The organism is Methylobacterium sp. yr668 (assembly GCF_900116245.1).
GTDB lineage: Bacteria > Pseudomonadota > Alphaproteobacteria > Rhizobiales > Beijerinckiaceae > Methylobacterium.
The window spans coordinates 51,738-73,765 of the sequence record NZ_FOZY01000001.1 but is presented as its reverse complement, the minus strand read 5'-3'; the positions used below and the strand labels follow the sequence as shown (position 1 = coordinate 73,765).

Genomic DNA, 22,028 nt, shown 5'->3' with positions numbered 1-22,028 from the left:
GCCGGGCGGGCCCTTCGCGCGCTCTCAGCAGGCCGTCAGCGCGGCAGGACGCTCGCGCCCATCAGCATCTCGTCGATGGCGCGCGCCGCCTGACGGCCCTCGCGGATCGCCCAGACCACCAGGGACTGGCCGCGCCGCATATCGCCGGCGGCCCAGATCTTCGCGTCCGACGTGCGGTAGTCGTCCTCGTTCGCCTCGACATTGCCACGCTTGTCGACGCCGACCCCGGACTGCTCCAGCAGCCCCTTCTGGACCGAGCCCGCGAAGCCGATCGCCATGAAGACGAGGTCGGCCGGCAGCACGAACTCGGTGCCGGCGATCGGCTGGCGCTTGGCATCGACGCGGGCGCAGACCACGCCGGTGAGCTGGCCCTTCTTGTTCCCCTCGAGCCGCAGGGTCGCGGCCTGGAACTCGCGCTCCGCGCCTTCCGCCTGGCTGGACGAGGTCCGCATCTTGGTCGGCCAGTAGGGCCACACGGTGAGCTTGTCCTCCCGCTCCGGCGGGCGCGGGCGGATGTCGAGCTGCGTCACCGACAGGGCCCCCTGGCGGAACGCGGTGCCGACGCAATCGGAGGCGGTGTCGCCGCCGCCGATGACCACCACGTTCTTGCCCGCGGCCAGGATCGGCTGCTCGCCGTTGCCGCGCATCGGCTCGGCGCTCACCCGCCGGTTCGACTGGACGAGGTAGGGCATCGCGTAGTGGACGCCCTCGAGGTCCTGGCCGGGAAGCTGCGGGTTGCGCGGATCCTCGGCGCCACCGCAGAACATCACGGCGTCGAACTCGGCCTTGAGCTCGTCGACCGACTTCGTCACACCGATGTTCTGGTTGTAGTGGAAGACGACGCCCTCGGCCTCCATCTGGCGCACGCGCCGGTCGATGTGGCGCTTCTCCATCTTGAAGTCCGGGATGCCGTAGCGGAGAAGGCCACCCGCCTTCGGCTCGCGCTCGAACACGTGGACGTCGTGCCCGACGCGGGCGAGCTGCTGCGCCGCCGCCATACCGGCCGGTCCGGAGCCCACGATCGCGACGCGCTTGCCGGTGCGGGTCTGCGCCGGCTCGGGCTTCACCCAGCCCATGTTCCAGGCGCGGTCGGCGATCGCCTGCTCGATCGTCTTGATGGCGACCGGCTGGTTCTCGAGGTTGAGCGTGCACGCCTCCTCGCAGGGCGCGGGGCAGACGCGGCCGGTAAACTCCGGGAAATTGTTCGTCGAGTGGAGGTTGCGGGACGCCTCCTCCCAATCCGACTGGAAGACGAGGTCGTTCCAGTCCGGGATCTGGTTGTGGACCGGGCAGCCCGTCGGCCCATGGCAGAACGGGATGCCGCAATCCATGCAGCGCGCGGCCTGTTTCGTCAGGTCGTGCTCGTCGAGCGGGAGCGTGAACTCGCGGAAGTGCCGGACTCGGTCGGCGGCGAGCTGGTACTTCTGCTCCTGCCGGTCGAACTCGAGGAAGCCTGTGATCTTGCCCATTGGTCAGCCCCTGGGCCGGCCAGTCTCTGACTGCGCTGCCCGCGTCGTCGTCTCGTGTGGGTGCGTGACCGGGCGGGAGCCCGCCCGGTCTCAGGAAGCCGCCTACTCGGCGGCCACCGGCATCCGCGCCATCTCCATCTCGCGTAGCGCCCGGCGGTACTCCACCGGCATCACCTTCACGAACTTGGTGCGGTAGCCGCTCCAGTCGTCGAGGATCGCCTTGGCGCGGGGGCTGCCCGTGTACTTGAGATGGTTGGTGATGAGCTGCGTCAGCCGCTCCTCGTCGTGCCCGGACATGTCGGCCAGGATGTCGACCCGCCCCTTGGTCTCCAGGTCGCCGTCCTGGTGGAAGCGACGCATCAGGTCGTCCTCCTCCTCGACCGGCTCCAGGTCGACCATCGACAGGTTGCAGCGCGCCGAGAAGGAGCCGTCCTCATCGAGCACGTAGGCGATGCCGCCCGACATGCCGGCCGCGAAATTGCGCCCGGTCTCGCCGATCGACACGACCACGCCGCCGGTCATGTACTCGCAGCCATGGTCGCCCATGCCCTCGACCACCGTGATCGCGCCGGAGTTCCTGACCGCGAAGCGCTCGCCCGCGGAGCCGCGGATGTAGCACTCGCCCGCGATCGCCCCGTACAGCACGGTGTTGCCGACCATGATCGTCCGGTCCTGCGGCGACTTCAGCGCGTCGCTCGGCCGGATGATCAGCTTGCCGCCCGACAGACCCTTGCCGACGTAGTCGTTGCCGTGGCCAGTCAGCTCGACGGTCACGCCGGCCGCCACCCAGGCGCCGAAGCTCTGGCCCGCCGTGCCGGCGAGCTTCACCACGATCGTGTCGTCGGGCAGGCCCTCGTGGCCGTGCGCCTTGGCGACCATGCCGGAGAGCATCGCGCCCGCCGCCCGGTCCGAGTTCCGGATGGTGTCGGCGATGACCACCGGCTCGCCGGTCTCGATCGCGTGCTGCGCCTTCTCGATGAGGCGCCGGTCGAGCACCGTGTCGATCGGGTGGTGCTGCACCTCCACGTGGCGGATCGCCGTGCCCTCGGCCACCTTCGGCCGGTGGAACAGCTTGGTGAAGTCGAGCCCGCGCGCCTTCCAGTGAGCGATGGCCTCGACCTTGTCGAGCACGTCGGAGCGGCCGACCGCCTCCTCCAGCTTCGTGAAGCCGAGCGAGGCGAGGATCTCCCGCACCTCCTCGGCCACGAAGAAGAAGTAGTTCACCACGTGCTCCGGCGTGCCCTTGAAGCGCTTGCGCAGCACCGGATCCTGGGTGGCGACCCCCACCGGGCAGGTGTTCAGGTGGCACTTGCGCATCATGATGCAGCCGGCGGCGATCAGCGGGGCCGTCGAGAAGCCCATCTGGTCGGCGCCGAGCAGCGCCGCGATCATCACGTCGCGCCCGGTCCGGATGCCGCCGTCGGCCTGAAGGGCGACGCGGCCGCGCAGACCGTTCAGCACCAGCGTCTGCTGGGTCTCGGCCAGCCCGGTCTCCCAGGGTCCGCCCGCGTGCTTGAGCGAGGTCAGCGGCGCCGCGCCGGTGCCGCCGTCGAAGCCCGAGATCGTGATGTGGTCGGCCCGCGCCTTGGCGACACCGGCCGCGACCGTGCCGACGCCGACCTCGGAGACGAGCTTCACCGACACGTCCGCCGACGGGTTCACGTTCTTCAGGTCGAAGATCAGCTGGGCCAGATCCTCGATCGAGTAGATGTCGTGGTGCGGCGGCGGCGAGATCAGGCCCACCCCCGGGGTGGCGTAGCGGACCTTGGCGATCTTGGCGTCGACCTTGTGGCCGGGCAGCTGGCCGCCCTCGCCGGGCTTGGCGCCCTGCGCGACCTTGATCTGCATCATGTCGGAATTGACGAGGTACTCCGTCGTGACGCCGAAGCGGCCGGAGGCGACCTGCTTGATCGCGGACCGGCGCGAGCGCCCGTCCGGCAGCGGCTTGAACCGCTCGACCTCCTCGCCGCCCTCCCCCGAGTTCGAGCGGCCGCCGAACGAGTTCAGCGCGATGGCGAGCGTCTCGTGCGCCTCCTTGGAGATGGAGCCGTACGACATGGCGCCCGTGGCGAAGCGCTTGACGATCTCGGAGGCCGGCTCGACCGAGTCCAGCGGGACCGGCGCGCGACCGAGCTCGGCGGCGGACTTGATGCGGAACAGGCCGCGGAGCGTCTTCAGCTGGTGCTCCTGGCGGTTCACCAGCTCGGCGTATTCGCGGTACCGCTCCGGCACGTTGAGGCGCACCGCGTGCTGCAGCGTCGCCACCGTGTCGGGCGTCCAGGTGTGGGTCTCGCCGCGCAGGCGGTAGGCGTACTCGCCGCCGACATCCAGGGCGTTCCGGTAGACCGGCGCGTCACCGAAGGCGTCGCGGTGTCGGCGCGCGGTCTCCTCGGCGATCTCCGCCATGCCGACGCCCTCGATGGTCGTCGCCGTGCCGAAGAAGTCGCGGCCGACGAAGGTCGAGTTCAGACCGACCGCGTCGAAGATCTGCGCGCCGCAATAGGACTGGTAGGTGGAGATGCCCATCTTGGACATCACCTTCAGCAGGCCCTTATCGATGGCCTTGATGTAGCGATAGATGATCTCGTCGTCGGTGAGGTCCGGCGGGAACTCGTCCTTCATGTCGAGCAGCGTCTCGAAGGCGAGGTACGGGTTCACTGCCTCGGCGCCGTAGCCGGCGAGGCAGGCGAAGTGGTGCACCTCGCGCGGCTCGCCCGACTCGACGACGAGGCCGACCGAGGTCCGCAGGCCCTTGCGGATCAGGTAATTGTGCACGGACGCCGTGGCCAGCAGCGCCGGGATCGGGATCCGATCCGGCCCGACCGCCCGGTCGGTGAGCACGATGATGTTGTAGCCGCCGCGCACCGCCGCCTCGGCGCGGTCGCAGAGGCGGTCGAGCGCCCCGTCCATGGCCGCCGCGCCGGTCTCGGCCGGGTAGGTCATGTCGAGGGTCTTGGTGTCGAACCGATCCTCGAAATGCCCGATCGAGCGGATCTTCTCCAGATCCGCGTTGGTGAGGATCGGCTGGCGGACCTCCAGGCGCTTGCGCCGGGACGCGCCCTCCATGTCGAGCAGGTTCGGCCGCGGCCCGATGAACGAGACGAGGCTCATCACGGCCTCCTCGCGGATCGGGTCGATCGGCGGGTTCGTGACCTGCGCGAAGTTCTGCTTGAAGTAGGTGTAGAGCAGCTTCGACTTCTCGGAGAGCGCCGAGAGCGGCGTGTCCGTGCCCATAGAGCCGACCGCCTCCTGGCCGGTGACGGCCATGGGCTGCATCAGCAGCTTGAGGTCTTCCTGCGTGTAGCCGAAGGCCTGCTGGCGATCGAGCAGGCTGACGTCGCCGCGGGACTCGCGCGGCTGCACCGGGCGCAGGTCCTCCAGGACGATCTGGGTGTTCTTGACCCAGTCGGCGTAGGGATGCGCGGCGGCGAGCTCGCCCTTGATCTCCTCGTCGGAGACGATGCGGCCCTTCTGCAGGTCGATCAGCAGCATGCGGCCCGGCTGCAGGCGCCAGGATTGGACGATCTTCTCGTCCGGGATCGGCAGGGTGCCCATCTCGGAGGCGAGCACCACGAGGCCGTCGTCGGTGACGATGTAGCGCGCCGGGCGCAGGCCGTTGCGGTCGAGGGTGGCGCCGATCTGGCGGCCGTCGGTGAAGGCCACGGCGGCGGGACCATCCCACGGCTCCATCAGGGCGGCGTGGTACTCGTAGAAGGCGCGCCGCTCCTCGCTCATGAGCGGATTGCCGGCCCAGGCCTCCGGGATGAGCATCATCATCGCGTGGGCGAGCGGGTAGCCGCCCTGCACGAGGAACTCGAGGGCGTTGTCGAAGCAGGCGGTGTCGGACTGGCCCTCGTAGGAGATCGGCCACAGCTTCGAGATGTCGTTGCCGAACAGGTCGGAATCGACGCTCGCCTGGCGGGCCGCCATCCAGTTGACGTTGCCGCGCAGCGTGTTGATCTCGCCGTTATGCGCGACCAACCGGTAGGGGTGCGAGAGCCGCCAGGTCGGGAAGGTATTGGTGGCGAAGCGCTGGTGGACGAGGGCGATCGCCGAGACGAAGCGGTCGTCCTTCAGGTCCAGGAAGTAGCCGCCGAGCTGCGTGACCAGCACCATGCCCTTGTAGACGATGGTCCGGGTCGACACGGAGACCGGGTAGAACTCCTTCACCCGCGGATCGTCGAGGCCGTAGACCTTGTTGGAGATCACCTTGCGGGCGACGTAGACCCGGCGCTCGAACGCGTCCTGGTCGGTGACCGAGGCGGGCCGGCCGATGAAGACCTGACGGTGGTGCGGCTCGGTCGCCTTCACGGCGTCGCCGAGATCCTCCGGGTCCACCGGCACGTCGCGCCAGCCGAGGAGCGGCAGGCCCTCGGCCGCCAGGGACGATTCGACGATCTCCTGGATGATCGCCCGCGGCTCCTCCGCCTTCGGCATGAAGAACTGCCCGATGGCGTACGAGCCCGCCGGCGGCAGCTCGAAACCGAGGCGCGAGCACTCCTCGGCGAAGAAGCCGTGCGGGATCTGCGTGAGGATGCCGCAGCCGTCGCCCATCTTGGGATCGGCGCCCACCGCGCCGCGATGATCGAGGTTCTCCAGGATCTTCAAGCCCTGCTCGACGATCGCGTGGGTCCGGCGGTCGTGCATGTCGGCGATGAAGCCGACGCCGCAGGCGTCGCGCTCGCGGGCCGGATCGTAGGAACCCTGGGCTTTCGGGAGGGCGGGGTCGCGCACGATGAGCGGCATCGCGCCGCCGCGGGGGGCGGCAGCCTGGGCAGTGGACGCAGCAAACTCTTCGGCGGGTCTGCGTTGTGACATGCTTCGTCTCGTCCTTCCCTCGAACCCGTCCGCAGCCAAGAACCCGCGAGCATGTTTCATGCCCGCAAGCCGTCGGCGCCACGCGCCCGGCCTCTTGCCGCAGGCCATCCGGCCGGTCCCGGAGGACACGTCCGTCGGCCTGCGTTCATCGAGGACCCGGACCGCTCGGAGAGCGGTGCGCTGGCGCGCCCGTGTCCGTCTGCCGAAACTTCTCGCCCGCGCGCGAGACGGCGACGGCCGGGATGCACGGCCGATGGGACAGTTGTGCTGTCCTAAGTCGCGAAACTGCCAGATTGAAATGTTTTCAGCAAGAGACTGCGGGCCGCGACGGTGTCGCCGCTCTGGATGACGGGCCGGGACCCGCTACCCGCCTCCGCAATCTCGCCCGAATCGCGGGTTCTACGGGTCGTGCCGAGCACAAGCGGCATGCGGGGCAACGACCTCGCCGGCATGGTCGAGGTCCGGGTCTACCGGCCCGGACCATGCCGGAACCGGACACGAACCGGACACTCTGCCGGGTCTCCAAACCCAGAACGCACAAGAGTGACGATGACGAGCAGAGCCGCTGCGCGCCTCCCACGCCCGATGAGCCGGACGCTTCGCGCCATGTGCCTGTCGGCGCTCGCTCTCCTGGGCGCATCGGGCGGCGCGCGCGCGCAATTCGCCTTCGAGGAAGAGGTCCTTCCGCCTCGCGTCGTCGCTTGGCGCCTCGCAGATCGCGGGTTCAGCGGCCTGAGCCGCCCGCGCTTCGACGGGCGGGTCTACGTGGTCGACGCCGTCGGTCCCGCCGGCGCGCCCGTCCGGCTGTTCGTCGATCCCATGACGGGCGGGATCGTGGGCCGCCGGCCGATCGGTGCGCCCGAGACCGTCGCTCGGCTGGAGCGACCCGCACCGGGCTTCGGCTGGACCGAGGACGAGGTCGTGCCCCGCCGCGCGATGCGTCCGGTCCCGCCCGAGGACGGTCCGGTGGCTCGGCCCCAGCGCCGGCCGGGCACCGAGGCCCTGCGGCCCGAGGCCAATCCCGAAGGTGTTAATCCCGACAGCGTCGGCCGGACCGCTCCGCCCAACGCTCCGCCAAAGCGGGTCGCGCGCGGAGCGCTCGCCCGGACGCCAGAGCTGAAGCCGCCGCCCCGCACGTCTCCCGAGGCACCGGCCCCCAAGCTCCCGCCGGCCGATACGGCCAAGGCGGATCCGAGCGCGGGTCCCGCGCCCGAGACCAAGGCGGCGGCGATCGAGAAGGCCCCGGCCCCGGTTCCCGCTGCGCGACCCGCCGCGCCTTCGAAGCCGGCCGACGCCGCCGTGGCCGAGACGGCCAAGCCGGCCGCGAAGGATTGGAAGGATCCGCCCACCGACAAGAAGCCGGTTCGGGTGATCGGCGGCGCGACCATCGTCCCGGGCCAGGCCGAGTAAATTCGGCGGACGGGACCGGCGCGTCACGCGCCGTCCGTCAGCCGCTCGGCTCCCGTGAACACCGTCACGGTGTCGGCGCGCGCGATGGCGCAGAGCGTCATGCCGTAGGACCGGGCCCGGTCGAGGGCCAGCGACGTCGGCGCCGAGATAGCGACGATCACGGCCGCGCCGAGCCGCGCGGCCTTCTCGACCATCTCGTACGAGCAGCGGCTGGTGATGACCAGGAAACCCGAGTCCGCGGGCGTCCCGGTCCGCATCAGGGTGCCGATCAGCTTGTCCAGAGCGTTGTGGCGGCCGACATCCTCGCGCACAGCCGCGAGGCCGCCGTCGAGGCGCGCCCAGGCCGCGGCGTGGACCGCGCGCGTCTCCGCGCCGAGGCGCTGGGCGCTGTCGAGATTCGACAGGGCGCGGGCGATGGCGGGCAGCCCGACCCGGACCTCGGAGTCCGCCCGCTTACCGGCCTGCGGCAGTTGCGCCAAGTCCTCGATGCCGCAGACCCCGCAGCCGGTGCGGCCGCTGATGGCGCGCTTGCGCGCCAGATGCTCGCGGAGCCGGCCCGGCGCGAGCTCGACGTGGAGGCGCAGACCGTCCGACGCCGTCTCCACCCGGGTCGCGCGGATCTCCTCCGCGCTGTCGACGATGCCCTCCGTCAGGCTGAAGCCGTAGGCGAAATCCTCGAGGTCGGCGGGCGTCGCCATCATCACGGCGTGCGGCACGCTGCCGTAGACGAGGTTGACCGGCGCCTCGACGGCCAGCGCCCGCGTGTCCGGCCTCGGCGCCGAGCCCGTATAGGTCATCACCTGCATCGGCGCCGGCACCGCGCAGGGGAGAGGACCGGAGGTGGGGCTGCCGGTTTGGGTGGACATCTCGAACTCCGCAGGCGTGGCACGAACGCGTCGCGACGCTTCATCCCCGGCGCGACGCGACGGGGAACGATTTCGCCGGCCCCTAGTGCGCCGACGCCACGAGGCGCCGTCAACTGGCGGGAAAGCGCGCGATGCGACGCTTGTGCGGTTGCACGTGGCCGGCCCTTGTGGTCTGAAGCGCCGGTCGGATAATGCCGGGTGACACAACCGGTACTCCGTCACGTCGGTACAATCCCGCACGCGTTCAAGACGGGGAGGTCCGGCGGCAGCCAGACAGTTTCAGGGGAGCCACGAGAGGCAGATGCGGACGGTGCGGACGATCAACCGGTCACTCTGGAGCCTCGCCGCTCTCGGCGCCCTGCTCTTCCCGATATCCGGCGCGCAGGCCGCGGGCTTCGGTCAGCCCGTGCCGTGGGAGATGGACCGGCAGATCCCGGTCACCGAGAACGCGCGCGACATCCTGAACTTCGAGATCGGCCTGCACTGGCTGTCCCTCGCCATCTCGGTGTTCGTCCTCGGGCTCATCCTGTGGTGCGTCTACCGCTTCGGCGAGAAGCGGAACCCGACGCCGTCGCGCACCACGCACAACACCGCCATCGAGGTCGCCTGGACGATCGTGCCGGTGCTGATCCTGGTCGCCGTGGCGATCCCGTCCTTCCGCCTGCTGCGCACGCAGCTCTCGGACCCGAAGGCCGACATGATCGTCAAGGTCGTCGGCCACGCCTGGTACTGGTCCTACGAGTACCCGCAGACCGAGGCCGGCGGCGGCTTCACGTTCGATGCCAACATCGACGAGGACAAGCAGCCGCGCCTGCTCCAGACCGACAACGAGATGGTCGTTCCGGTCAACAAGATCGTGAAGATCCAGGTCACCGCCGCCGACGTGCTGCATTCCTGGGCGATGCCGGCCTTCGGCTTCAAGATCGACGCCGTCCCCGGCCGCCTGAACCAGATGTGGTTCAAGGCCGACAAAGAGGGCACCTTCCACGGCCAGTGCTCCGAGCTGTGCGGCCAGCGCCACGCCTACATGCCCATCGTGGTCCGCGTGGTCAGCGAGCAGGCCTACGCCGACTGGCTGAAGGAGGCGAAGACCAAGTACGCCCGCATCGACAACGGCACGAGCTTCGCCGAGGCCCGCTGAGCCCCGGCTGATCGAACAGACCCCATCAGATCCACAAGGCATTCGAATCCATGGCTACAGCCGCAGCCCATGCCGGGGCCCATGAGGTCCACGACCACAAGCCGTCGTTCTTCGCCCGCTGGTTCCTGTCGACGAACCACAAGGACATCGGCACCCTCTACCTGCTGTTCGCCTTCTGCGCCGGAATCATCGGCGCGTTCCTCTCCTTCGGCATCCGGATGGAGATGGAGGCGCCCGGCCTGCAGTATTTCTCGAACCCGGCGACCTACAACGTGTTCGTCACCGGTCACGGTCTCATCATGGTGTTCTTCATGGTGATGCCGGCGCTGATCGGCGGCTTCGGCAACTGGTTCGTGCCCCTCATGATCGGCGCGCCCGACATGGCGTTCCCGCGCATGAACAACATCTCGTTCTGGCTGACGGTGGCGGGCTTCTGCTCCCTGCTCTGCTCGCTGTTCGTCGAGGGCGCGCCCGGCGCGTCCGGCGCCGGCACCGGCTGGACCGTCTACCCGCCGCTCTCCACCGCCGGCCATCCCGGCCCGGCCGTCGACTTCGCGATCTTCGCGCTCCACCTGTCGGGCGCGGGCTCCATCCTCGGCGCGATCAACTTCATCACCACGATCCTGAACATGCGCGCCCCGGGCATGACGCTGCACAAGATGCCGCTCTTCGCCTGGGCCGAGCTGGTCACCGCGTTCCTGCTGCTGCTCTCGCTGCCGGTGCTCGCGGGCGCCATCACGATGCTGCTGACCGACCGCAACTTCGGCACGACCTTCTTCGACCCGGCCGGCGGCGGTGACCCGATCCTGTACCAGCACCTGTTCTGGTTCTTCGGTCACCCCGAAGTGTACATCATGATCCTGCCGGCCTTCGGCATCGTGTCGCACATCATCGCCACGTTCTCGCGCAAGCCCGTCTTCGGCTACCTCGCGATGGCCTACGCCATGGTGGCGATCGGCGTCGTCGGCTTCGTCGTGTGGGCGCACCACATGTACACGGTCGGCCTGTCGCTGCAGACGCAGTCCTACTTCGTGTTCGCCACGATGGTGATCGCGGTTCCGACCGGCGTGAAGATCTTCTCGTGGATCGCCACCATGTGGGGCGGCTCCATCCGCTTCACCGCCGCCATGCACTGGGCGGTGGGCTTCATCTTCCTGTTCACGGTCGGCGGCGTCACCGGCGTCGTGCTGGCCAACTCGGCGGTCGATAAGTACCTGCACGACACCTACTACGTGGTCGCGCACTTCCACTACGTGCTGTCCCTCGGGGCCGTGTTCATCATCTTCGCCGGTGTCTACTACTGGTTCCCGAAGATGACTGGTCACATCATCCCCGAGTGGGCCGGCAAGCTGCACTTCTGGCTGGCCTTCATCGGCGCGAACGTCCTGTTCTTCCCGATGCACTTCCTGGGCCTCGCTGGCATGCCGCGCCGCTACGCCGACTACCCGGACGCGTTCGCCCAGTGGCACAAGGTGTCGACCTACGGCGGCCACATCTTCGCGCTCGGCATGTTCGTGTTCGTGATCGGCGTGATCCTCGCCTTCCGCTCGAAGGAGCGGGCCGCGGACAACCCGTGGGGCGAAGGCGCCACCACCCTCGAGTGGACGCTCTCCTCCCCGCCCCCGTTCCACCAGTTCGAGACGCTGCCCCGCATCGTCGACGAGCCGGGCGCGCACTGATAGACATCCCGCGAGCGCCGCGTCCGCGGCCCTCGCCCTTCCCCGGAGGCCGGTCGGCCGACCTCCCGGCAAGGGCGAGCGATGAGGGCGACCCGCACGGGCCGAGGGAGAAGTCCCGGGCCCCGCTCACGCCGATCCTTGGAACACGTCGATTTCGAGACACGACTCGGCCGTGACGCGCGCGGCCGGGCGCCGACACAGCAGCGGCAGACGCGATGACGAGCCTGACGAACACGATCGGACCGGACGTTCCGGCCCCGGCCCTCACGACCGCCGGCGGCGACGTTCCGGACTACTTCGCCCTGCTGAAGCCGCGGGTGATGGTCCTCGTGATCTTCACCGCGCTGGTCGGAATGGTGGTCTCGCAGGGCCACGTGCAGCCGGCCATCGGCGCGATCTCGCTCCTCGCCATCGCGGTCGGCGCCGGTGCGTCCGGCTGCCTCAACATGTGGTGGGACGCCGACATCGACGCGGTCATGAGTCGGACAGCAACCCGGCCGATCCCGTCGGGCCGGATCACCTCCCAGGAGGCACTGGGCTTCGGACTGTTCCTCTCGGTCGCCTCCGTGGTGGTGCTCGGTCTCGCCGCCAATCTCCTGGCGGCCGCGCTCCTCGCTTTCACCATCGTGTTCTACGCCGTGGTCTACTCGATGTGGCTGAAGCGGGCGACCGCGCAGAACATCGTCATCGGCGGCGCCGCCGGAGCCCTGCCGCCGGTTATCGGGCAGGCGGTGGTGACCGGCTCGGTCGGCGTCGAGTCGCTGATCCTGTTCGCCATCATCTTCATCTGGACGCCGCCGCACTTCTGGGCGCTCGCCCTGATCAAGGCCGACGAGTACGCCCGCGCCGGCATCCCGATGATGCCGAACGTCGCCGGCCCGGCCTCCACCCGCCGCCAGATCGTGTGGTACTCGCTGCTGCTCGCCCCCCTCGGCCTCGTCCCGGTGGCTCTGGGCTTCGGTGGCCTCGTCTACGCGGTGGTTGGCCTCGTCGGCGGCCTGGGCATGGTGGCCTTCAGCATCCGCGTGCTGCGGAACCGCGAGGGCGATGCCGAGCGGCGCGCCGCCATGGGCATGTTCGGCTTCTCGATCCTCTACCTGTTCGCGCTGTTCTCGGCGCTCCTGGCCGAGCAGAGCTTCGGCCTGTTCCGCCCGGTCCTGGGTTGAGCGCCATGGCGGATCCCGAGATCCAGTACCGGCCGCTCACGCCCGAGCAGGAGGCGCGCCGCCGCAAGCGCTCGATCGCGATCGCGCTCGCCCTCGGAGCCTGGGTCCTGCTGTTCTTCGTGCTGACGATCGTCAAGCTCGGCCCTCAGATCCTGACCCGGCCGCTCTGAGGCGCTCCCGATGACAGTTCCTCCATCAGGATCGAACCGGGCCGCCACGCGCACCGCCCTCGCCTGCGCGGGTCTCGCCGTGGGCATGATCGGCCTCGCCTTCGCGTCGGTGCCGCTCTACGACGCCTTCTGCAAGGCGACCGGCTACGACGGCACGCCCCGGCAGGGACCGGCCCTCTCGGCCTCCGCGGCGCGGACCGACGACAGCATGGTCGTCCATTTCGACACCAACGTCGCGCCGGGGCTGCCCTGGAAATTCATCCCGGAAGTGCGCAGCGTCGAGGCGAAGCTCGGTGAGACCAAGACGGTCTTCTTCCGCGTGCAGAACACCGGCAGCACGCCCTCGGCGGGTGTGGCGACCTTCAACGTCCAGCCCGGGTTGATGGGTGGCTACTTCGTCAAGATCGCGTGCTTCTGCTTCAACGAGCAGACGCTCCAGCCGGGCGAGACGCTGGACGTGCCGGTGGTGTTCTACGTCGATCCGGCCGTTCGGGACGACTCGAACACCGCGCATCTCTCGGAGATGACGCTGTCCTACACGTACTTCGCCTCCAAGAACGGTCAGCCCGTGAAGGCGGCGGTGGCGAGATCGTCTTCCTCGGGAACGAAGGGCGATTTCTGATCGCGGACCCGTGACAACACGGGGCCGCAGCGACTAAAGCTGCGAGCAAGCTTGGGTGTGGTGCGTGCCGCGCCCGGCCTAGGGCAAGCAACGAACAGCGTTAGGCCGGGAACGGTGCAGGGCGCGAGGGTGAGGAGCGACGGGACGATGGCCGAGGCGCACGCCAAGAATCACGACTACCACATCCTGAATCCGAGCCCGTGGCCGTTGATCGGGGCCTTCTCGGGCTTTCTCATGGCGTTCGGCGCCGTGTTCTGGATGAAGAGCCTCACGATCGGCACCCTGGCTCCCGGTCCCTACATCTTCGGGGCCGGCACGATCGGCGTCCTCTACACCATGTTCTCGTGGTGGAAGGACGTCGCGCACGAGGCCAATTCCGGCGACCATACCCGCGTCGTCCAGCTTCACCACCGCTACGGCATGATGATGTTCATCGCCTCCGAGGTGATGTTCTTCGTCGCGTGGTTCTGGGCCTACTTCGAGGCCGCCCTCTACACCGCCGACCCGATCCAGGTCTCGCGCGTGGAGTTCACCGGCGGTGTCTGGCCGCCGAAGGGCATCGAGGCGTTCGATCCCTGGCACCTGCCGCTCCTGAACACGCTGATCCTGCTGACCTCGGGCACCACCGTCACCTGGGCGCACCACGCGCTGATCGAGGGCGACCGCAAGGGCCTGAAGTACGGCCTGTGGCTGACGATCATCCTCGGCGTTCTGTTCACCGCCTGCCAGGCCTACGAGTACAGCCACGCCGAGTTCGGCTTCTCGGGCAGCATCTACTCGTCGACCTTCTTCATGGCGACGGGCTTCCACGGCGCCCACGTCATCATCGGCACGATCTTCCTGGCGGTGTGCCTGTTCCGCGTCTACGCGGGCCAGTTCACCCCGCGTCAGCACCTCGGCTTCGAGTTCGCCGCCTGGTACTGGCACTTCGTCGATGTCGTGTGGCTGTTCCTGTTCGCCGCCATCTACGTGTGGGGTTCGGGGGTCTTCCACGGCGGCGGCGCTCACTGAGCGGAACCATCCCGCCGCCGCATAGCGGATCTGCGAAGGGCGGCTCAGGCCGCCCTTCTGCGTTTCCGACGCCGCGCGAACCCCGTATCGACGAGAACGACCCGCGCGCGGGTCGATGGGGTCCCGCACGGAACAGGTCTGGAGTGTGCCCGTGAACAACCGAACCTACTCGCCGCCGCCGCCGATCCCGACCGGCCTGCGCGGCCGGTGCCCGCGCTGCGGTGAGGGTCACCTGTTCAAAGGGTTCCTGAGCCTGCGCCCCTCCTGCGAGGCGTGCGGGCTCGACTACGCGCATTTCGACTCCGCGGACGGGCCGGCCTTCTTCGTGATGTCGATCGTCGGCCTGATCGTGGTCGGTCTCGCCCTCTGGCTGGAGATCACCTACGAGCCGCCGATCTGGGTCCACGCCCTGGTGGCCCTGACCCTCTCGGTCGGGCTCAGCCTGATCCTGGTGCGGCCCCTCAAGGGCCTGCTCATCGCCCTGCAGTTCAGCAACCGGGCGGAGCAAGGGCGCTTCGAGCCGTGACCGCGAGCGGACCGCACCGCGCTGGCTGGCGCGACCTGGTCGCGCCGGGGCTCGCCTCGCTGGTTGCCCTGGCCATCCTGCTGGGGCTGGGGACTTGGCAGCTCGAGCGCAGGGCCTGGAAGGAAGACCTGATCGCCCGGATCGTGCGTCAGAGCCGCGCGGAGCCGGTGGCGCCGCCGGCCGCGGCGGCCTGGGATTCGGCGCGCGACGAGTTCCGGCACGTCCGGGTCAGCGGTCAGTTCCTCAACGACCGGGAAACCCTCGTGCACGGGCTGGCGCCCGGCGAGACGCCGGGCCGCGCCCTGCAGGGCTACTACGTGCTCACGCCGTTCCGCCGGGACGACGGGAGCATGGTGATCATCAACCGGGGTTTCGTTCCCACGGAGCTGAAGGCGCAAGGCGATCGCCGGGACGGCCTGATCGACGGGTCGACGACGGTCACCGGCATCCTCCGCGCGAGCGAGGCCCGGGGGATGTTCGTGCCGGAGCCGGATCCCGCCCGCGGGGAGTGGTTCAACCGGGACATCGCCGGCATCGCGGCGGCGCGCGGCCTCGAAAAGGTCGATCCCTATCTGATCGAGGCCGACGCCGTTCCCGGGCAGACGACGTGGCCGCGCGGCGGCCAGCTCCGGGTCGACCTGCCGAACAACCACTTGCAATACGCATTCACGTGGTTCGGCCTCGCCGCCTGCCTGATCGGCGTGTTCTCGGTCTTCGCGTGGCGCCGCCTCCACGATTCGCCCGCGGCCCGCGCCGCCTAGGACAAAGCCGCGCGCGCAGGATCTCGGCGAAGAAGAGTCTCGCCGAGATCGGCTGAAAAACGGCAACCCGTTCCTTTGACCGACGGCCATCGCCCCGGAATACTTTCGGTGTTCTTGAGCGATCGGTCGCGTTCTGCATAGTGTATTCAGTTCGCGGCGATCATCCGAAGACGACACGGCGCCGGACCGCCGTGCAACTGAGGTAACGCCGGATGACCAGCCATCTCGCCGACGCGGCGGCGCGCGAGCCGATCCGCTTCGCCTACTGGGTGCCCAACGTCTCCGGGGGGCTTGTCATCAGCAAGATCCCCCAGCGCACGAGCTGGGACGCCGAGTACAATCGGAAGCTGGCGCAGATCGCCGAGGAGGCGGGGTTCGATTACGGGCTGACGCAGATCCGGTTCACCGCGGGCTACGGCGCCGAGTACCAGCACGAATCGGTCGCCTTCAGCCACGCCCTGCTGGCCGCGACCACCAAGCTCAAGGTGATCGCCGCGCTCCTGCCCGGTCCCTGGCATCCGACCCTCGCCGCCAAGCAGATCGCCACGATCTCGCAACTCACCGAAGGCCGCATCGCGGTGAACATCGTCTCCGGCTGGTTCTCGGGCGAGTTCCGGGCGATCGGCGAGCCCTGGCTCGACCACGACGAGCGCTACCGCCGGTCGGAGGAGTTCATACGGAGCCTGCGCGGGATCTGGACGCAGGACAGCTTCACCTTCCGCGGCGACTTCTACCGCTACAGCGACTACACGCTGAAGCCGAAGCCGGCCCAGCCGCTGCCCGAGATCTTTCAGGGCGGCTCGTCGCGCGCCGCGCGCGACATGGCGACCCGCGTGTCGGACTGGTACTTCACGAATGGCGGCACGCCGGAGACGATCCGCGCCCAGGTGGACGATATCCGCGCCAAGTCGGCCGAGACCGGCAATCATCCCCGGATCGGCGTCAACGCCTTCGTCATCGCCCGCGACACCGAGGAGGAGGCCCGCGCCGTCCTTCAGGAGATCATCGACAACGCCGACCCGGACGCCGTGAAGGCCTTCGGTCACGAGGTCAAGAATGCCGGCAAGGCCTCGCCGGAAGGGGAAGGCAACTGGGCCAAGTCGAGCTTCGAGGATCTCGTCCAGTACAACGACGGCTTCAAGACCGACCTGATCGGCACGCCCGACCAGATCGCCGAGCGGATCCTGGCGCTGAAGGATGCGGGAGCGGACCTCGCCCTGCTGGCCTTCCTGCATTTCCAGGAGGACGTCGCGTATTTCGGCGCGCACGTGATCCCGCGGGTCCGCGCCCTCGAGGCCGCCCGCGACCGGCGCGCCGAGGCCGCCTGAGCGCCGCCCGCCGAACCGTATCCCGACTGATCGGAGTGAGCCATGAACATCGCCGTCGATGCGCGCACGCTCGAGCCGGAGCACCGCCCGGGCGCTCCCGGCCCCGCGCGGCCGCCCTCACCCGCCCACGTGATCCGTGACGACGCCGAGGCGCTGGCCGTGGCCCACGGGCTCGCAGCCGAGTTCCGGGCCGGCGCGTCGGAGCGGGACCGCCACGCCGTGCGGCCGCGCAAGGAGCTCGACGCCTTCTCGCAGAGCGGCCTCTGGTCGATCAACGTGCCGCGCGCCTATGGCGGCCCCGAGGTCTCCTACCGGACCCTCGCGCAGGTCATCGCCATCGTGGCGGCCGCCGATCCCGCCATCGCGCAGATCGCCCAGAACCATCTCGGCATCCTGGCGGCGATCCGGACGGTGTCGGACGAGGCGCAGAAGCACCTGCTGTTCGGCGAGGTCCTGCGCGGAACGCGGTTCGGCAACGCCTTCTCGGAGCGCGGCACCAAGCGGGCGGCCGATTTCGACACGCGCTTCACCGATCACGGCGACCACGTCGTGGTGCGGGGCCGGAAGTTCTACGCCACCGGCGCCCTCCTCGCGCACCTGGTCCCGATCGTCGCCCTCGATGCCGAGGGACGCGCTTGGTACGCCATCGCCGAGCGGGACGCGCCCGGACTCACGGTGATCGACGACTGGTCGAGCTTCGGCCAGCGCGGCACGGCGAGCGGGACCGTGCTGATCGACGACGTGCGCGTGCCCAAGACCCATCTGGTGCCGGCCTGGAAGGGCTACGCAGCGCCGACCGCCGACGGCGCCGTGTTCCAGATCATCCAGGCTGCGGTCGATGCCGGGATCGGCCGCGAGGCCCTCGACGACACCATCGGCTACGTCCGCGAGAAGGCCCGCCCCTGGATCGACAGCGGGCTGGAGCGGGCGTCCGACGATCCCTACACGATCCAGGCAGTCGGCGACCTGACCATCCGGCAGCACGCCGCCGAGGCGCTGCTCGACCGGGCCGGTCTCGCCCTCGACGCGGCCGTCGCGCGGCCGGACGCCGAGACGGTCGCGGCGGCCCAGATCGCGGTCGCCGAGGCGAAGGTGCTGACCACCGAGGTCGCCCTGGCGGCGTCGAACAAGCTGTTCGAGCTGTCGGGGACCCGCTCGACCCTGGCCGCCGAGAATCTCGACCGTCACTGGCGGAACGCGCGCACGCACACGCTGCACGATCCCGTCCGATGGAAATACGCGATCGTCGGCAACCACGCCCTCAACGGCGTGAACCCGCCGCTCCACGCCTGGAGCTGATCGGCGGCCTACAGCACCGGCAATCCCCGCGCCTTGGCCTCCTCGCCGGGCTCGACGTGGATGGTCACCACCGCCCCGGGGATCGTCGTTTCCAGGGCTGATTCCAGCCGGTCGCAGATCGCGTGCGAATCCTCGACGGTCATCGCGCCGGGGACGACGAGGTGGAAGTCGATGAAGGTCGCCTGACCGGCGGAGCGCGTGCGCACGTCGTGCGCCTCCAGCGCGCCCTCGCCGTGCTGGGAGATGAGCGACCGGATCTGGCTCACCATCTCGGCCGGGGCGGCCCTGTCCATGAGGCCGTCCACCGACTCCCGGACCATGCGGAAGCCGGACCACAGGATGTTCATGGCGACCAGCCCGGCCACCACGGGGTCGAGGACCGGGTAGCCCGTCACCACCACGGCGCCGACGCCGGCCAGGACGCCGCAGGACGTGACCACGTCGGCGAAGACGTGGCGCGCGTCGGCGATCAGGGCCGGCGACCGCCACCGCCTTCCCCAGCGCATCAGTGCCGCCGCCCAGACCGCGTTGACGATCCCGGCCGCGAAGTTGATCGCGAGGCCGACCGCGGGCGCGTCGAGGGGCTTCGGGGCGAGCAGCCCGAAATAGGATTCGCGCAGGATCAGCAGCGCCGCCACCACGATCAGCGCGCCCTCGATCACCGCCGAGAAGAACTCGGCCTTGTGGTGACCGTAGGGATGGTCCTCGTCCGCCGGGCGCGCGGCGACCCGCAGGGCCACGAAGGCGCCGACCGCGGCGACCACGTTGATGATGCTCTCCAGCGCGTCGGAGTACAGGGCGAGGCTGCCGGTGAGCCACGCCGCGTAGAACTTCATCGCCGTGACGGCGAGGCCGATGCCCGCGCTGAAGAGGGCGGCTTTCTGGGTGCGGTCCATGGTTCGCGCCGTTGGGGTGACGCCGCGCCCATACGGCACCGGCCGCGGCCAAGGCCACGGCAAAGGTTCGACGCCGCCGAAAACGTGTTAGCCGCGGCTAAGTCTCCGACGCGCCGCCGTTGTCGCGGGCGGCCTCGCGCCGCCGGCTCGGCTCCGCCTTGGCGCGCGCGGCCTCCGCCTTGCGCAGGTAGCGACGGCGCTGCCAAGCGAAACGCGCTCCGGCGGCGAGGGTCTCCAGCCGGGCGGCCTCGCGCTCCCAGTACCCGAGGAGCTGCCCGTCGAGGGTGACCCGCCGGGGGCGACCGCGGGGCGTCACGCGTCGCTCCCCCGCGGCGCCGGCGGCTCGCCCGTCTCGGCCACGACCAGGGCGTCCGGATCGCCGCGGAAGCTGCCGACGCCGGTGTTCGGCACCGGGATTCCGGGGCTGCCGAAGGGCTGGCTCAGGTAGGCCGATTCGAACTTCGCGCGGGCGGTGTCGGGATCCTCGGCCTTCAGCACGATCTCGGACGTGCCGGGGAGCGGCCAGCGGGGATCGGCGGCGTCACGGGGGCGAACGGCGTACCAGGGCATGGATCGGGAGCCTCGCGTCTCGGTGACGCTGGAAACGGACGCGCTCCCCGGCGGTTCCGCGGTTGAAACCGCGTGCCGTTCGGTGCAGGCAGCCGGCGATGCGCGTGGACCTCTTCGATTTCGAGCTGCCGGAGACCAGCATCGCCCTGCGCCCGGCCGAGCCGCGCGACGCCGGGCGGATGCTCGTGGTCCGCCCCGGCGCGCCGCTGGCCGACCGGACCGTGCGCGACCTGCCCGACGCCCTCCGGGCCGGCGACGCCCTGGTCTTCAACGACACGCGGGTGATCCCGGCCCGGCTGAACGGCGTGCGCACACGGCCCGGCGCCCCCGGCCAGCGCACCGAGGTGATGCTCCACCTGCGGGAAGCCCCCGACCGCTGGCGCGCCTTCGCGCGTCCGGCCAAGCGGCTCGCGGCGGGCGACGCGCTGCGCTTCGGCGATCTGGCGGCGACCGTTCTCGAGAAGGCCGAGGCCGGGGAGATCGTCCTCGCCTTCGACCGGGCCGGGCCCGATCTCGACGCGGCCATCGCCGCGGAGGGTGCCCTGCCGCTGCCCCCCTACATCGCGGGCAAGCGCGCCACGGATGACCGCGACGCCACCGATTACCAGACGGTCTACGCCCGCAATCCGGGGGCGGTCGCGGCTCCCACGGCCGGCCTGCACTTCTCCGACGCGCTGCTGGCCGATCTCGACGCCGCCGGTCTGCGGCGCCACCACGTCACGCTGCATGTCGGCGCCGGGACCTTCCTGCCGGTCAAGGCCGAAGATACCGAGGCCCACCGCATGCACGCGGAGATCGGCATCCTCGACGCCGCCACGGCCGAGGCCCTGAACGCCGCGCGGGCCGCGGGCGGCCGGATCGTCGCGGTCGGGACCACGGCGCTGCGGCTGCTGGAGAGCGCGGCCCGACCGGACGGCACGCTCGCGCCCTTCTCGGGACCCACCGAGATCTTCATCACGCCGGGCTACCGGTTCCGCGCGGTCGACGCCCTCGTGACCAATTTCCACCTGCCGCGCTCGACGCTGTTCATGCTGGTCTCGGCGTTCTCAGGTCTCGCGACGATGCGCGCGGCCTACGCGCACGCGATCGCCGCCGGGTATAGGTTCTACTCCTACGGCGACGCCAGCCTGCTCTTCCCGGGCCCGGGCGCGGATACCCCATGACCGACAGCGCACCCTTCCGCTTCGACCTGCTGGCCCGGGACGGCACCGCCCGCACCGGCGTGATCGGGACGCCGCGCGGCGAGATCCGGACCCCGGCCTTCATGCCGGTGGGCACGGCCGCGACCGTCAAGGCCATGTACCCCGGCCAGGTCCGCGATCTCGGCGCCGACGTGGTCCTGGGCAACACCTACCACCTGATGCTGCGGCCCGGCCCCGAGCGCATGGCCCGGCTCGGCGGCCTTCACCGCTTCATGAACTGGGACCGGCCGATCCTGACCGATTCCGGCGGCTTCCAGGTGATGTCGCTCTCCGCACTGCGAAAGATCGACGAGCAGGGTGTGACCTTCCGCTCGCACATCGACGGCACCGCGCATCACATGAGCCCGGAGCGCTCCATCGAGATCCAGGGTCTGCTCGGCTCCGACATCCAGATGCAGCTCGACGAGTGCGTCCGCCTGCCGGCGGACCACGGGGCCATCGAGAAGGCCATGCACCTGTCGCTGCGCTGGGCCGAGCGCTGCCGCGTCGCGTTCGGCGAGCAGCCGGGACGGGCCCTGTTCGGCATCGTCCAGGGCGGCGACGTGCCGGCCCTGCGCGTCGAGAGCGCCCGCGCGCTGACGGATCTCGATCTCAAGGGCTACGCGGTGGGCGGCCTCGCCGTCGGCGAGCCGCAGGCGGTCATGTTCGCCATGATCGAGACGGTCGAGCCGCACCTGCCCGCCGGCAAGCCCCGCTACCTGATGGGCGTCGGCACGCCGGACGACATCCTCGGCGCGGTCGCCCGCGGCATCGACATGTTCGACTGCGTGATGCCGACCCGCGCCGGCCGGCACGGCCTCGCCTACACGCGCCACGGACGGGTCAACCTGCGCAACGCCCGCCACGCCGAGGACACCGCGCCGCTCGACGAGACCTCGACCTGTCCGGCCGCGCGGGACTATTCCCGTGCCTACCTGCATCACCTCGTGCGCTCGAACGAGATCCTCGGGATGATGCTGCTGACCTGGAACAACCTCGCCTACTACCAGGACCTTATGGCCGGCGCGCGCGCGGCGATCCGGGACGGCCGCTACGCGGAGTACTGCGCCGAGACCCGCGCGGGCTGGGCGAGCGCCGAGCGCGCCGCCGCCTGA

The 22,028-nt window shown here is 70.0% G+C and carries 19 protein-coding genes; 13 read left to right on the top strand and 6 right to left on the bottom strand.

Annotated features, from left to right (window positions below):
• Positions 1-35: 35 nt before the first annotated feature.
• Positions 36-1,469, bottom strand: coding sequence for a glutamate synthase subunit beta (locus BM419_RS00335; RefSeq protein WP_020091416.1), 1,434 nt, complete (start codon positions 1,467-1,469; stop codon positions 36-38).
• A gap of 102 nt (positions 1,470-1,571) precedes the next feature.
• Positions 1,572-6,287, bottom strand: coding sequence for a glutamate synthase large subunit (gene gltB / locus BM419_RS00330; protein ID WP_091924315.1), 4,716 nt, complete (start codon positions 6,285-6,287; stop codon positions 1,572-1,574).
• A 585-nt stretch (positions 6,288-6,872) separates the two neighbouring features.
• On the opposite strand from gltB, the gene BM419_RS00325 reads away from it, so the two are divergent.
• Complete coding sequence (locus BM419_RS00325) at positions 6,873-7,697, top strand: hypothetical protein (protein WP_091924312.1); 825 nt, start codon at positions 6,873-6,875, stop codon at positions 7,695-7,697.
• Between the two features lie 23 nt (positions 7,698-7,720).
• Here the strand turns inward: BM419_RS00325 and fdhD are convergent, their stop codons facing one another.
• Positions 7,721-8,494, bottom strand: a complete 774-nt coding sequence (fdhD, locus tag BM419_RS00320; protein WP_244540688.1) for a formate dehydrogenase accessory sulfurtransferase FdhD — start codon at positions 8,492-8,494, stop codon at positions 7,721-7,723.
• A gap of 370 nt (positions 8,495-8,864) precedes the next feature.
• On the opposite strand from fdhD, the gene coxB reads away from it, so the two are divergent.
• The 10 genes from coxB (at position 8,865) to BM419_RS00275 (ending at position 18,266) form a co-directional block, all read left to right on the top strand.
• Entirely contained in the window at positions 8,865-9,704 is an 840-nt protein-coding gene (coxB, locus tag BM419_RS00315; protein ID WP_056522032.1) for a cytochrome c oxidase subunit II, read from the top strand.
• Between the two features lie 50 nt (positions 9,705-9,754).
• Positions 9,755-11,383: a cytochrome c oxidase subunit I gene (ctaD, locus tag BM419_RS00310; protein WP_020091411.1), complete on the top strand. Its 1,629-nt coding sequence runs from the start codon at positions 9,755-9,757 to the stop codon at positions 11,381-11,383.
• A 215-nt stretch (positions 11,384-11,598) separates the two neighbouring features.
• A complete protein-coding gene (locus BM419_RS00305; RefSeq protein ID WP_020091410.1) occupies positions 11,599-12,549 on the top strand; it encodes a heme o synthase in 951 nt (316 codons plus the stop codon).
• A 5-nt stretch (positions 12,550-12,554) separates the two neighbouring features.
• The gene (locus tag BM419_RS32220; protein ID WP_020091409.1) at positions 12,555-12,719 is read left to right on the top strand and encodes a hypothetical protein; all 165 of its coding nucleotides are present in this window, start codon (positions 12,555-12,557) and stop codon (positions 12,717-12,719) included.
• Positions 12,720-12,729: 10 nt separating this feature from the next.
• Positions 12,730-13,341 carry a cytochrome c oxidase assembly protein gene (locus BM419_RS00300; protein WP_091924306.1) on the top strand — a complete coding sequence of 204 codons (612 nt, stop codon included), beginning with the start codon at positions 12,730-12,732 and terminating at the stop codon, positions 13,339-13,341.
• Between the two features lie 147 nt (positions 13,342-13,488).
• Positions 13,489-14,352 (top strand): cytochrome c oxidase subunit 3, encoded by an 864-nt coding sequence (locus tag BM419_RS00295; RefSeq protein WP_020091407.1) that lies wholly within the window; start codon positions 13,489-13,491, stop codon positions 14,350-14,352.
• A gap of 151 nt (positions 14,353-14,503) precedes the next feature.
• A complete protein-coding gene (locus BM419_RS00290; RefSeq protein ID WP_026604660.1) occupies positions 14,504-14,878 on the top strand; it encodes a DUF983 domain-containing protein in 375 nt (124 codons plus the stop codon).
• The gene (locus BM419_RS00285) at positions 14,875-15,639 is read left to right on the top strand and encodes an SURF1 family protein (protein ID WP_091924304.1); all 765 of its coding nucleotides are present in this window, start codon (positions 14,875-14,877) and stop codon (positions 15,637-15,639) included. The genes BM419_RS00290 and BM419_RS00285 overlap by 4 nt, the downstream gene beginning before the upstream one ends.
• A gap of 212 nt (positions 15,640-15,851) precedes the next feature.
• On the top strand, positions 15,852-16,967 hold the full coding sequence (sfnG, locus tag BM419_RS00280; RefSeq protein WP_091678104.1) for a dimethylsulfone monooxygenase SfnG: 1,116 nt from the start codon (positions 15,852-15,854) through the stop codon (positions 16,965-16,967).
• 42 nt (positions 16,968-17,009) lie between these two features.
• Positions 17,010-18,266: an SfnB family sulfur acquisition oxidoreductase gene (locus BM419_RS00275; protein WP_091924301.1), complete on the top strand. Its 1,257-nt coding sequence runs from the start codon at positions 17,010-17,012 to the stop codon at positions 18,264-18,266.
• 8 nt (positions 18,267-18,274) lie between these two features.
• Here BM419_RS00275 and BM419_RS00270 read toward each other — a convergent pair whose 3' ends face one another.
• From BM419_RS00270 to BM419_RS00260, 3 genes are all read right to left on the bottom strand, one after another.
• Positions 18,275-19,162 carry a cation diffusion facilitator family transporter gene (locus BM419_RS00270; protein ID WP_091924297.1) on the bottom strand — a complete coding sequence of 296 codons (888 nt, stop codon included), beginning with the start codon at positions 19,160-19,162 and terminating at the stop codon, positions 18,275-18,277.
• A 97-nt stretch (positions 19,163-19,259) separates the two neighbouring features.
• Positions 19,260-19,478 (bottom strand): hypothetical protein, encoded by a 219-nt coding sequence (locus tag BM419_RS00265; protein ID WP_091924294.1) that lies wholly within the window; start codon positions 19,476-19,478, stop codon positions 19,260-19,262.
• Positions 19,475-19,732 (bottom strand): hypothetical protein, encoded by a 258-nt coding sequence (locus tag BM419_RS00260; RefSeq protein WP_091924291.1) that lies wholly within the window; start codon positions 19,730-19,732, stop codon positions 19,475-19,477. Before BM419_RS00260 ends, BM419_RS00265 begins: the two co-directional genes overlap by 4 nt.
• 98 nt (positions 19,733-19,830) lie before the next feature.
• Here BM419_RS00260 and queA point away from each other — a divergent pair, with 98 nt between their 5' ends.
• Both queA and tgt read left to right on the top strand, forming a co-directional pair.
• Positions 19,831-20,895 carry a tRNA preQ1(34) S-adenosylmethionine ribosyltransferase-isomerase QueA gene (gene queA / locus BM419_RS00255; protein WP_091924288.1) on the top strand — a complete coding sequence of 355 codons (1,065 nt, stop codon included), beginning with the start codon at positions 19,831-19,833 and terminating at the stop codon, positions 20,893-20,895.
• Positions 20,892-22,028 (top strand): tRNA guanosine(34) transglycosylase Tgt, encoded by a 1,137-nt coding sequence (gene tgt, locus BM419_RS00250; protein WP_091924285.1) that lies wholly within the window; start codon positions 20,892-20,894, stop codon positions 22,026-22,028. The genes queA and tgt overlap by 4 nt, the downstream gene beginning before the upstream one ends.